Source organism: Deltaproteobacteria bacterium (genome assembly GCA_021737785.1).
Classification (GTDB): domain Bacteria; phylum Desulfobacterota; class DSM-4660; order Desulfatiglandales; family Desulfatiglandaceae; genus AUK324.
Genome location: JAIPDI010000005.1, coordinates 27579 through 40656, shown reverse-complemented (window position 1 = coordinate 40656; position 13078 = coordinate 27579). Strand labels below are relative to the sequence as shown.

The 13078-nt window shown below is 56.7% G+C and carries 10 protein-coding genes; 9 read left to right on the top strand and 1 reads right to left on the bottom strand.

What is annotated here, in order from left to right; genetic code table 11:
• Positions 1 to 5: 5 nt before the first annotated feature.
• The 3 genes from K9N21_04260 (at position 6) to K9N21_04250 (ending at position 3523) form a co-directional block, all read left to right on the top strand.
• Positions 6 to 1637, top strand: a complete 1632-nt coding sequence (locus tag K9N21_04260) for a hypothetical protein (GenBank protein MCF8143116.1) — start codon at positions 6 to 8, stop codon at positions 1635 to 1637.
• 203 nt (positions 1638 to 1840) lie between these two features.
• Positions 1841 to 2338, top strand: coding sequence for a tRNA (cytidine(34)-2'-O)-methyltransferase (locus K9N21_04255; protein MCF8143115.1), 498 nt, complete (start codon positions 1841 to 1843; stop codon positions 2336 to 2338).
• Between the two features lie 363 nt (positions 2339 to 2701).
• The gene (locus tag K9N21_04250) at positions 2702 to 3523 is read left to right on the top strand and encodes a DnaJ domain-containing protein (GenBank protein MCF8143114.1); all 822 of its coding nucleotides are present in this window, start codon (positions 2702 to 2704) and stop codon (positions 3521 to 3523) included.
• Positions 3524 to 3898: 375 nt separating this feature from the next.
• On the opposite strand, the gene K9N21_04245 is transcribed toward K9N21_04250, so the two are convergent.
• The gene (locus K9N21_04245) at positions 3899 to 4624 is read right to left on the bottom strand and encodes an MBL fold metallo-hydrolase (GenBank protein ID MCF8143113.1); all 726 of its coding nucleotides are present in this window, start codon (positions 4622 to 4624) and stop codon (positions 3899 to 3901) included.
• Positions 4625 to 4863: 239 nt separating this feature from the next.
• Between K9N21_04245 and K9N21_04240 the strand changes: the two genes are divergently transcribed.
• The 6 genes from K9N21_04240 to gspE all read left to right on the top strand — a co-directional run bounded on the left by K9N21_04240 (position 4864) and on the right by gspE (position 13022).
• Positions 4864 to 5178: a zinc ribbon domain-containing protein gene (locus tag K9N21_04240; protein MCF8143112.1), complete on the top strand. Its 315-nt coding sequence runs from the start codon at positions 4864 to 4866 to the stop codon at positions 5176 to 5178.
• On the top strand, positions 5175 to 6374 hold the full coding sequence (locus K9N21_04235; protein ID MCF8143111.1) for an MFS transporter: 1200 nt from the start codon (positions 5175 to 5177) through the stop codon (positions 6372 to 6374). Before K9N21_04240 ends, K9N21_04235 begins: the two co-directional genes overlap by 4 nt.
• A 232-nt stretch (positions 6375 to 6606) precedes the next feature.
• Positions 6607 to 8202, top strand: coding sequence for an AAA family ATPase (locus K9N21_04230; GenBank protein MCF8143110.1), 1596 nt, complete (start codon positions 6607 to 6609; stop codon positions 8200 to 8202).
• A 28-nt stretch (positions 8203 to 8230) separates the two neighbouring features.
• Positions 8231 to 8887, top strand: coding sequence for a tetratricopeptide repeat protein (locus K9N21_04225; GenBank protein ID MCF8143109.1), 657 nt, complete (start codon positions 8231 to 8233; stop codon positions 8885 to 8887).
• Positions 8888 to 9299: 412 nt separating this feature from the next.
• On the top strand, positions 9300 to 11192 hold the full coding sequence (gene gspD / locus K9N21_04220) for a type II secretion system secretin GspD (GenBank protein ID MCF8143108.1): 1893 nt from the start codon (positions 9300 to 9302) through the stop codon (positions 11190 to 11192).
• A gap of 135 nt (positions 11193 to 11327) precedes the next feature.
• Entirely contained in the window at positions 11328 to 13022 is a 1695-nt protein-coding gene (gene gspE, locus K9N21_04215; GenBank protein ID MCF8143107.1) for a type II secretion system ATPase GspE, read from the top strand.
• Positions 13023 to 13078 lie beyond the last annotated feature (56 nt).

Here is a 13078-nt window from a genome sequence, read left to right as displayed (position 1 = left end):
GGATTATGATCAACAGATGGGGTTTGCGGATGTGTGTCTTTTTTCTGATGATGGGAATGATGCCTGTATCCGCCCATGCCCTGAGTCGAGACCGGTGGACCAACCCTGAGCCCTACGGGGTGTTTTTCAACGATTACGACCCCAACTTCTATACCGGATTTGTCCCACGGGTCCAGGACAGAAAGCGGATAACCATCCATCTGGGACGCGGCAACCAGGTCCGGCTGAGACTGGTACTGCCCGAGGATACCATTGTCAATTACCTTCCGGACCAAGTGGCCCGGCACGATCTCTACCAGGAACTGATCGACAAAAAAACCATCACCCTGACATCCAATATGGCCTGGGAGGCGTATCACGAAAAGGTGACGCAGGAAGGATTGCATGATCTGGCCAAGAAACGCGCAGACCTGGGTCCTGAAGAATGGCGAACCCTGAACCTGACGTCCATGGACAACCTCGTACCCCACCGCCTGTTTCATATCCAAAATAATTTCAACAAGATGTGCGATGACTTTGCCCGGCTGCTCAAGACATCGCCGCCACCTGAAACCCTTCAGGCCAAACTGGACCTGGTCAATGAATTCTTCCCCCATCGCATCTTCCTGGATAATTTGACGCCACAACAGGAAGGGGCTTTCGCCAGACTCATGGAACTGGCCCAAGGGGATAACCCCGCCGAGTTCAGGACCGCGGCCGAGGCGTTCTTCCACGCCATTACCCATGACATCTATCCAGTGAAAGACGGCATGCTCGATTATTACGAGCTGACATCCATTTATCCGGCAGGGACCTACGACAAGACCACCACCCATGACGGAAAGGTCATGCCCATGTACACCACCACCGGCATCTGGACCCTGATCCCCAGAAAACACGGGAAGGGCTTTTTGGGCATGGTGGACTACATCTCCTCGGCAGGCTATTATGGTCTGATGCCCATGCTTCCCTACGAGTACGGGGGCGGCATCGCATATAACGCGATTCACAATACCGGCATCAGCTGCTGGATCGGCGGACACCATCTCCTCCCCAAGGAATGGTCCAAAATGACCCAGGGGAGCCGCAACAACAAGCCCTTCAACCGGGTGGCCATCACGAGCCGGGGGCCGGTATCCCATGGCTGCACCCGTCTCAACTCCGGACATCTCACCGAATTCAGGGAGATGCTCCCTTCCACCTCAGAGGGAATGGAGGGGATTGTCCACTACCGGAGCCTGTCGCACTGCTATGATGTGTTTGATCTGAAAGGTGACGGCGACAATCAGGTCATGGGGGTTCAGTACTATATTGCCTTTCGTCATACCAAGTCGCGGGTGGCTGAACAGATCTGGGTGCAGAACAACCGCGAGGATTTCTACGCCTGGCTTTATGGGGATGACATCACCTTCGGCCCCATCGGCGGCGTGACCTTTAAAGAGGCGTACGACTATAAGTTCATCAAGCGGAAGGCGTTGCAGGGGAAGAAATATGAGGGAATCAGGCTCTATGAGGCCCCCTGCGAACCTGAAGTCCTCCAGTTTTATACGATCAATGGGGTCAACAGCCTCTCCAGGGAGGGCATGGACTTCAACCGCGAACTCAGAAGGGTCGGTACCGGGTACACGATCGATCGGAAGAAGCTGTTTTTGGAATAATTAGTACCCGAACGGAAACCCGGAAAATCAAGAAACAGTGAAATATGAGAAGAGGTTCTGTTAATCAATTTTCAATTTTCGATTCTTGAATATTCAATTATGCCTGAATCACGCCAAGGCGTGATTTTCGTTCAGACACTAATTAGGTGCGGCCTTGAACGTTAAATCTTTGGGAGTACATCTCCATCTGATGGCTTCTTTTCATGACGTGTGATATTGCCGCCATCAGGCACAGAGAACTTGAAGATCCCCAACTGAATGTGGTTTTGTACCAGCCCGAGATTCCCGCCAATACGGGAAACATCGCCAGATTGTGCGGGGCCGCAGAAATCCGGCTGCATCTGATCTTTCCTTTGGGCTTCCGGGTGGACGACCGGCATCTCAAGCGGGCCGGCCTGGATTACTGGCCCGAGGTGGACGTCCAATACCACGCCAGCTTTGAAAAATTCCTGGCAGGGAGGGATATGGGCCGGAAGCTCCTGGCATTCACCCGGCATGCATCCACCCCCTATACCGATGCCAGGGCCAATCCCGGGGACTACCTTTTATTCGGGCAGGAGACCAGGGGGCTGCCCTTGGCGATTCGGGAATCATATCCCTGTTACGCCATACCCATCTGGGGGAGGGTGCGGAGTTTGAACCTCTCCACCACCGTCGGCATTGTTGTCTATCACTATCTCCACCAGATGGGAAGGTTCTGAAAAAGAAACCGACTGAAATGCGCAGGCGGATCGGGTGATCCTCCGGCAAACCGGATGCGGCCTGGCAGCCGCCACCAAACAGGTTTCATCCGAGTCCCGGAAGCGTTCCGGCTCCACCGCGGGCGAACTTCTTGGCACATCGCTGAGCAGTAGTTACCGGCAAAGCTTCTAAAGCGGATAAGCGCAACCAAAACGGCTGTGTGCTGTCCCGTCATTCCGGCATGCCCTCAGCCGGAATCCAGTACCCCGGTTTTCTGGATTCCGGCCAGAATCGTGCCGGAATGACGGAAGGCTAAGCGTGCAGTGGAAGCATGGCCATATTTTCTTGCTTTTCATGACAGAAGACCAGGTACTGCTAAGATTATGGAACAGAAAGATTACTATGACATATTGGGATTAGAGAAGGATGCCGGCCAGAAACAGGTCCGGGACGCATACCGCCGGTTGGCCCTGTTGCACCATCCGGACAGGAACAAAGACCGCCCGGAAGCCGCGGCCCGCATGAAAGAGATCAACGAGTCCTACGCCGTACTCTCGGATCCTCAAAAGAGAAAGGCGTATGATTCGCTCAGACAAACCTACGGCGCATCGGCCTACGGCCAGTTCAGACAGACCTATTCCGACCAGGATATCTTCAGGGGTTCGGATATTCAGCAGATTTTCGAGGAATTGAGCCGGGCCTTCGGGTTCAGGGGATTTGACGATGTGTTCAGGGAGTCCTATGGCGCCGGATATCGCACCTTTGAATTCAGAAGGCCGGGGGCCTTCGGCCGGGTCTTTGTGGGCGGCTTCGGAGGGGGGCAGGGTACGCCCGGAAGTGCCCCGCTTGGCGGCTATCTGGGGAAGCTGATCCGTTACGGGCTCAAAAAGAAATGGGGCATTGAACTCCCTGAAAGGGGGGCGGATTTACAGGATCGCATTGTGATTTCTCCGGGCCTGGCCCGGCTGGGCGGAAAAGTCCACTATTCGTGCAGGAAAACGGGCAAGGAACTGCTGGTGACCATCCCGCCTCACATGGCGTCCCATCGATCACTGCGCCTGAAGGGGATGGGGGCGCCCGGCCGCGGCGGCGGGGAGGCCGGAGATCTTTATATAACGGTCCACATCCGAAACCCCCTGCTCCAGAAAGCGAAAGACCTCATCGCCGCCATCGGGTCTTTCACAGGCTCAACCGGGCGCAGATGACCGCAGGTTCTTTTCCCAAGGCGGCCTGACGGCCGCTACCAAACAGGTTTCACCCAAGTCCCGGAAGCGTTCCGGAGGCCCGTGGGGGTCTCTGCCCAAGAGCTGCAATAAAATGCGGTCGTATGATTCGGCGGCCGCCCCCGGGCTCTGGATAATGTTTACGGAAAGGCAGCAAGGACATACCGTCCCATGAAAGGCTGTACTTGGGGCTGGAACAGACTGTATTGTAAAGCCCTGCTGCCGTCCCCAGGGGCTGTATTCGGTTTTTGCACCTCTTGGGCAGAGACCCCCACGCGCTAGCTGATAAGGTACCAACTTCTCCGCATGGTGCAGAGAAGTTGCAGATAAAGCGTCTAATCCCTCGATCTCTGAACTTCAGGACAGATACGGCTCCCACTGTTTGGCGGTCTCGAGGATATAGCCCGGGGGTACGGACTCCACAATCCGGTTGTGCCCCGGCAGGAGGATGTCCACCTCCAGATTCGCCAATTTCATGAGAGAGTCCTTGAGCTGTGCGCCGTCGGCGCCGTACAGATCGAAACGACCGATGGCATAGTCCGCATAGACCGTGTCTCCGGGGATCAGGATCTTTTCCCGGCGGTTATACAGGCCGATACTCCCCGCGGAGTGGCCCGGAATATGGATCACCTCCCACGTGGTTCCCCCCAGATCCAGGGTTTCGCCCCCCTGGAGCCTGCGATGGACCTGAAACGTGAAGGCCCCCGGCCGGATTCCGTACTGGGCCTGACACATACTCTGAAACATATCCATTCCATAGACCGCCCGCTCATCCCCCTGTTCGAGAAGAAGGGCCTCTGTACTATGAACCCAGAGTTCGGCATCGGGGATCGCCTGAAGGATTTCTCCCAGGCAGCCGATATGGTCCAGATGGATATGGGTCATGATGACCCGTTTGATATCCGTGAGCTGGATTCCGGCCTGCCGGATCGACTCAATCTTGTACTGTCCCTTGCCCATCAACCCGGCGTCCACAACGGTCAGATCCTTTGAGTCGGGGTTCCCGATGAGATATACGTGGGCATCGGGGATCATGTCGTCCTGGCCCGGAATGAAGTAAAGCGCTGCTTTTATCTGTTTCATGGTGTTCTCCTTTCTGCCCACCACCATAACCGATTCTCCCTTTATATTCAAGGACGCTTGCATCTCTCTTCATCCATCCGCCACAGGCCGCTCAGAGATCCTCCTTGATTTCAACCGCTTTCGGCGATACACTATTAGAGATAGAAGCTCAGAGCTCAAAGCTGAAAGCTCAAAGCGCTCCCTGCTCGGTGCCCCCTGCTCCGTGCTCCCCACTCCCTGCTTTATGAAGGAAAGACCCCATGTTTTTCTTTATCGGCGGCATACAGCCCAAGACTGTAACCCTGGAGGATACCCCCAGGATGTGCCGCGCGTGCGGCCTGTATCAGGCGCGCCTCAAGCGGGTGGATCACTATATCGCGCTCTTTTTTATCCCGTTGTTCCGGGTGAAAAAGGGAACCCCCTTTCTGCAATGCCGGAGCTGCGGGAGCATCTCCGATGACTCCGGAAATGTCTTGACCCGGGATCCCGGCGCCCATACCCTGACCTGTCCCTCCTGCGGCCGCCCCATCGCGCCGGGCTTCCGTTTTTGTCCATCCTGCGGCAACCCGTTGTGAACAGGGAATTTCCGGTGATCCTTCTCAACAAAAACAGTCCCGCCCCTTTCGATACCCTCTGGAACAGGCACTTCCTGTTTCTCGACCTCTCCCTTTTTCTCATGTTTGCCAACATCGGATTGCTCTACCTGTATCCCCTTGCCCTGAAGGCCATGGGGGGGGGTCCTCACACCATCGGGTGGGTGATGGGCGCCTTTTCCATATCCGCTGTCCTGTCCAGACCGCTCATGGGCAAACTGGCGGTCCTTAAAGGAGAATCGTGGGTAATCTCCGCGGGCATGGCCCTGAGCCTGGTCTCATCCCTGAGTTACCTTTTCATCACCGCATTCGGCCCCTTGATGCTGCTGATACGGGTAACCCATGGGCTCGGTTTTTCCGCGGTTATTGCAGGCAGTTTCTCAATGGTGGCGAAAGGGGCCTCCCCCCTCCGCCGGGGTGCGGCCTTCAGCATGGTCGGAGCGTCGCTCATGGCCGCCATTGCCCTTGCCCCCTCGGTGGGGGAGGTGTTGATCGGGCGATATGGTTTCGCCGCCCTCTACATGGCGGCCGCAGGCGCGGTCATCTTAGGATGGGTTTCCGTGATGCTCGGCATCGGCCGCGTGCATACATCCGTTGACAAGGATGAAAAAGGCACTGTCGGTTATCTGCCCCTCTTACGGGACCGGCCGTTCTTCTTTCTGCTTTGCTCCACCTTCATCTTCGCCCATTCTCAGGCCACGCTCACCAATTTTCTGGCCTTGATCGCCGCGAAACATGACGCCGCAGCCGGCCCGTTCTTTTTTTTCTCATATCTTTCGGCCATCATCGTCCTCCTCACCCTGGGAAGGCTCCTGGACCGGTACGGCAACCTGTTTTTGACCTATCTCTCCTATCCCTTTCTTTGTCTGGGCATCCTCCTGGTACCGGGGACCCTAGCGTCTCCGCTTTTCCTCATCACCGCCGTAATGTTCGGCGCCGGAATGGGGCTTCTTTTTGCCACACACAACGCCATGGCCGCCTCCCACGGATCATTCCGGGAAAAGCCGGCCATCATGTCTCTCTTCACCGGGATCTATGACAGCGGATTCATCACCGGGGCCGTGGTTTCGGGGTGGGTCGCCCATCAGGTGGGAATGGACATGCTTTTTATTTCTTCAGGCTTCTTCACCTTTTTAGGCCTCTTGATCGCCCTGTTTTCGCCCATGAAAGATGTTTAGGCCGCGCCGCCATACCTGTCAATATCCCTGTGTCATAAAACGCCTGTCCTGAAACCACGGCCTTGAGCCCCCGGTCCGGGTCAAATCTACGATTGATGTTTCCGGTGACTTCGCGTATGCTCTCATCGTGTCGCGGCCCTTGAGAATCGACTGCCCGGATGCCCGGCATCACGGGATGTATTGCTCCCTGAAAAGGGAGAAGCTGTTTCGCGCAAATCCTTTAAGTTGACCCTTGCGTCTTGCACCCATGTACACCGCCTTTTTTGGTTTTAAGGAAAATCCATTCAATCTGACGCCGGACCCGAGATATCTCTATCTGAGCCGGTATCACAGGGAGGCCCTCGACCATCTCCTCTACGGAATCAATGAGAGGAGGGGGTTTATCGCCATTACCGGAGGCATCGGCACCGGAAAGACCACCCTCTGCCGGGCCCTCCTGGACCATCTGGATCCGAATACAAAGAGCGCCCTGATCTTCAGCTCCTTTATCTCCGACATGGAGGTCCTGGAGACCATTAACCAGGAGTTCGGCATTCCGATGGGGCCTGAAGCAAAGAGTAAGAAGGATTACATTGATGCCCTCAACCGGTTCCTCCTGGACAACTTCGGAAAGGGCGGTAATGCACTCCTTTTGGTGGACGAGGCCCAGAATCTTTCCCCTCCGGTCCTGGAACAGATACGGATGCTTTCCAACCTGGAGACGGAGAAGGACAAGCTGATCCAGGTGGTGCTGGTGGGTCAGTCGGAGTTGAAGGGCATCCTGTCTGCGCCGTCCCTGAGACAGTTGAATGAGCGGATTACCGTCCGATACGACCTCAAGCCCGTGGACGCGGCCGACCTGAAGGGGTATGTCCGCCATCGACTGTCAGTGGCGGGAGGGGGCGAAAATCTGAAGTTTACCAAAGGGGCCCTCACCACGATCTATGCGTACAGCCGGGGGAACCCCAGAAGGATCAACGCCGTCTGCGACCGGGCCCTCCTGATTGCATACGCCAATGAAAAGCAGACCATTACCCGCCGGATGATCAAAGAGGCCATCAAAGATCTGTCCGGGGGTTCAGGGGCCGGGCGGATGCCGGAACCGCGAGCCGGATACGGCCTCCGATGGCTGACCATCGTCCTCCTCCTGTTGCTTGTAATCACTGCGGCCTTTGCCGGCTGGCGCCTCTGGCGGGATGCCGCTTTCCCTCCTGAAACGGTGACGGCCCCCCCTTTGACCAGGCCCGTGGAACAGACAACGGACGCCCTGTTCCTGGATGAACGTTCAAGCTTCACCGGCCTGTTCGATCTGTTTCGAGCCCACAGCCGCCTCCGGCCGGGAAAGGTCTATGGCCCGGACGGAAACATCACTCCGGATACGGGCGATCTCAACCTGGGGCTGATCTCCTTGAGCCTGGCGCCGGAATATTTTACGCTTTTGAAGAAGTCATTTCGGGTGACCGTGGCCGGTCCCTTCCCCCCTGCCCTGCCGCAACCCCGCTATCTCCTGTTCAGCAGGACAACCGACCGGGGCGCTGTAGCCCTGGACCGGGAAGGGAACCCCCGGACGGTTTCCAGAGAATTTATCCTGAAGCACTGGGGCGGAAAGGTCTCCTTCCTCTACCCCTATGAAGAGGGTGACCGGCACCTGAACAAAGGGATGATCTCCCCTGAGGTCCTTAAGGTCCAGCGGCTCCTGAACCGGATCGGATATGCAATAGAGGAGGACGGGGTGTTCAATGAGCAGACCTACAGGGAAGTCGTCAGGTATCAGAAGGACTTCGGTCTGAATGCGGATGGGATCGTCGGCCCCAGGACCATGGCCCTTCTGTTTCAGATGACGGAATGAACGAAATCCCCCAATTCTTGGTGTCATTATGAGCTACATCCATCAAGCATTGAAAAAGGCCCAGACCGAAAGGGACGACCGTAGCGAAAAGCATGAGGAGATCCCCCTCTCATCCCGTTCAAAAGGGTCGGGCCTTGTTGCAAAACCCGCGTTGATTGCTGCGGCGGTGCTCGGCATCCTTTTTCTTGCTTTTATCGCCTATTCATGGTTGGATTCAAGCGGTCCCCGGGCAACCCCAGAGGCCCCTTTGAAACCGACGCGTGCAGGTGGGGCCCCGGACCCCGTGCCGGGTAAATCCGCAGATGTTGATGCGTTCTATCAAGCCGGAAAAGCGCACCACAGGGACGGACGGCTGAGTGAGGCCAAGATTTTTTATATGAAGGCCCTCAAGGCGGATCCCGGCGATGTGGCGGCATTGAACAACCTCGGCGTTATCCTGATGACCGAGAAAAACTATCCGGAGGCCCGAAGCAGATTAGAAAAGGCCCTCCGTCTGAAACCGGGATACGTAGATCCCTGCTACAATCTGGCGTGTCTCTTCGCCCTCACGGATCAGGCGGAACAAGGGATCAGATACCTGAAACGAGCGGTCTCCCTGAATCCTCAGGTCAAGGCATGGGCCCTGGAAGATGCGGATCTGGAAAACCTGCGCAATGCACCGGGGTTTGCGGAGATTGTGGATTAGATCGAGGGTGAGAGGGTGAGAGGGCAAGAAGGTGAGAAGGTGAGAAGGTGAGAAAGTGAGCGCTCAACCAGCAACCAGCAATGAGCAACGGGCAACCGGTAAGCTGTAACCATGGAAATAGAGGAAGGGGCATTGCTCCGGAACACGATACGCGACCATGAACGCAACCTATCTTAAATATATCCTGTGGGCGGCCATATGGCTGGTTACGGCTGCCGTACCGGCCGGGGCCGCCCGGATTGCAGGGGAGGCGGGGATAACGCCTGTGGCGCCTTCTGACCGATCTCCAGCCGGAGAAGGTGTCCGGACAGGAGGGGAACAGGTTCAGAAACCCGGTTCCGTGCACCCGGCCCCGAAATCCCCTGTGCCGGAAAAACCCATTCCTGCCGGTTCTCAGCCCTTGCAGGCCAGTATGCCCGAGGCAGCCCCGATTCCTGACAGCCGAGGGGCCGCCGGTGACCCGCTCGACGACCCTTACGTCACCATCGATTTTGACAATGTGGACCTGGCGGTCTTCATCAAATTCATGAGCGAGCTGACCGGGAAGAACTTTGTGATCGATAACGCGGTAAAGGGAAAGGTCACCATCGTCTCTCCCACCAAAATATCGGTCGACGAGGCGTATCGGGTGTTTGAATCGGTACTGGAGGTGCACGGCTTTGCCACCGTGCCCGCGGGAAGCATTATTAAGATCGTTCCGGCCGTAACCGCCAAATCCATGAGTGTGGAGACCCGGCTGCGGGCCGAGGCCGTGAGTTCGGAAGATAAGGTGATCACCCAGTTGATCCCCCTCAGGTATGCGGACCCGGAAGAGTTGAAAAAGCTCTTCACCCCCCTGATATCCAAGAGCAGTGTGATTGTCTCCTACCCGGCCACGCGAACCCTGATCGTGACCGATGTCCTCTCCAATATCGAACGACTCCTCCGCATTACAAAGGCCATTGATGTGGAGGGGGTGGGTGAGGAAATATCGGTGATCCCCCTTCGCCACGCCATGGCGGCCACCCTGGCCAAATCCATCGAGACCATCTTTCAGAGAGACATGCGGAGGCCCAAGACGCCCCAGCAGGTGGAATCCGAGGTGCGGATCGTCCCGGACGAGAGGACCAACGCCCTTATCCTCTTGGCATCCGAAGACGATACCCTCAAGATCAGGGAGCTGGTCAAGTTGCTGGACAGGGAAACGCCCCGGGGAGAAGGGAGCATCCGCGTCTATTATCTGCAGCATGCCAATGCCGAGGAGCTGACCAAGGTGCTGACCACCCTCCCCTCCAAACAGGCGGCCGAGACGGAAAAGGGGAAGACTCCGGTGATTTCCAAGGAGGCCCGGATCGTCGCCGACAAGGCCACCAACTCCCTGGTGATAATGGCCGACAAGGATGACTACCTCGTACTGGAAGAGGTGATTCAAAAACTCGACATCCCCAGGTCGATGGTCTTTATCGAGGCCCTCATCATGGAGGTGAACGTGGAGAAGGACTTCAGCCTCGGCGTGGAATGGGAGGGGATCAAGACCTTTTCATACGATGGAAAAGATGGAGGGGTGTTCGCCGGATCCAGCAGCGACGGCTTCAAAACCACCAACAGCGTGCTCAAGGGCGCCCTGACCAGAGGATTTTCATTGGGGGTGATCGGTGAAGCCATTGAAATCGCAGGCATCAAATTCCCGAACCTGGCCGCTGTGGCGCACGCGTACCAGCAGGATACGGACGTGAACATCCTCTCCACGCCCCAGTTGCTCACCACCGACAATGAAGAGGCCGAAATCATGGTGGGAAGAAACATCCCCTATATCACCAGTAGAGACACAACCGCGGCAGAAGTGGACTATACCAATTACGAATACAAGGATGTCGGCGTGACCATGAAGGTAACGCCTCAGATCAGCCAGGAGCGCTTTGTCCGCCTCAAGATCTTCCAGGAAGTCTCAAGATTGATCCAGACCGTGGAAACCAGCGACAGGCCCTCCACCTACAAACGCCTGGCCCAGACCACGGTTGTGGTAAAGGACGCCAACACCGTGGTCATCGGGGGTCTGATCGGCGACGAAACGACCCACATCGACTATAAGGTCCCCTGTCTCGGAAATATGCCCCTCATCAGTTGGCTCTTTAAATCCACTTCCAAGAGGATTGAAAAGACCAACCTCTTTGTTTTTCTGACGCCCCATATCATCCAGAAACCCGAAGAAGCGAAAAAGGTCTATCAGGAAAAAAAGGACCAGATCGAAACCATCAAGGAGGGGGTCATCAAGTTATACAAACGGTCCGACCCCAGGCCTGCTCCGATGGGGGACAAGGAATAATAGCTGATGGCTGATGGCTGATGGCTGATGGCTGATAGCTGATGGCTGATGGCTGATGGGTTATGGGTTATGGGTTATGGGTTATGGTTTTTCTGATCTCTGATCTCTGACCTCTGAACCCTGGAATCTATTTTCATGCACCACAGACGAATCGGCGAAATATTGATGGAGACCACCGGCCTCACCCGCCAGGTCCTCGAGGAGGCCCTTCGGATCCAGTCGGAAAAGGGGGGACGGATCGGGGAGATCCTCATCCGGCAGGGCGCCGTCACCGAAATGGAACTCCTGGAGGCCCTGGGGGCCCAGTTCCACATCCAGGTCCTGCCGACCCTCATGTCGCCCGATCTCGACACGTCCTTTACCCAGGACATCCCGATCCAGTTTCTCAGAAAACATAAAATGACCCCTGTTATTACGCCCAGGGCCGCGGTTATCGCCATCTGCGACCCGCTTCTCTTTCAACCCCTGGATGACCTGAGGCGTCTGCCGGCCCTGAAGGAAGCGGAGGTCGTCCTCTCCCCCTATGGGAACATCCTCTCCGTGATCAATTATGCCTATGACATGAGCCGAGATTCCGCCGAACAGGTGATCGAGGACATGCACGGGGAGGACACCAGCCAGATCCTCTCCGAGATCCAGGAGACCGGCGACCTCCTGGAGGACACCAGCGACGCCCCGGTGGTCAAGCTGGTCAACCTGATGCTCTCCCAGGCGGTGAAGGCCAGGGCCAGCGATATTCACATCGAGCACTCCCAGCACGCCCTCAAGATCCGCTACCGGGTGGACGGGATCCTCTATGACATGCTCTCCCCGCCCAAGCGTATTCAATCGGCATTGATCTCCCGCATCAAGATCATGGCCAAGATGAATATCGCCGAGAAGCGACTCCCCCAGGACGGCCGGATCGAGATCCGGATTGCCGACAAGAGCATCGACATCCGGGTGTCCACCATCCCGGTGGCCTTTGGCGAACGGGTGGTCCTGCGACTGCTCGACAAGACCAGTATCCTCTTGAACGTCTCGGATCTCGGCATGCCGGCGGACCGGCTGGACCAGTTCAACCGGCTCATCCGGTCGCCCCACGGGATCCTTCTGGTCACCGGACCCACCGGCAGCGGCAAGACCACCACCCTTTATGCGGCCCTCTCCACCATCAATACGACGGATATCAACATCATCACCATCGAAGACCCCATCGAATACCAGCTTGACGGCATCGGCCAGATCCAGGTCAACCCCAAGATCGACCTCACCTTTGCCAAAGGACTCCGGTCCATTGTCCGGCAGGATCCGGACGTCATCCTGGTGGGCGAGATACGGGATCTGGAAACCGCCGAAATCGCCACACAATCCGCCCTGACCGGGCACCTGGTCTTTTCGACGCTGCACACCAATGATTCGGCCAGCGCCACGACCCGGCTCGTTGACATGGGGATTGAGCCTTTCCTGGTGACCTCCTCGGTGACCGCCATCCTCGCTCAGCGGCTGGTCCGGGTCATCTGCAAGGACTGCAAAGAGGCATATACGCCCGACCAAGAGTCCCTTCAGAGCATCGGCATCCCCCCTGAGATGGCCCAAGGGAGAGAAATCTGCCGGGGACGCGGCTGCCCGTCCTGTCTGGACACCGGATTCAAGGGGAGGACCGGCATATTTGAACTCATGATCCTGGACGAACCGGTCAGGAACCTCATATTGAAAACATCCGATTCCAATGCCATCAAGCAGAAGGCGGTGGAACAGGGGATGTTGACCCTGCGTCAGGACGGGGCCCAGAAGGTATTGAACGGGATCACCACCATCGAAGAGGTGTTCAGGGTGACGTATCAGTGATGCTGGATGCTGCATACTGGATACTGGATACTCGATACTTGATACTCGATACTGGA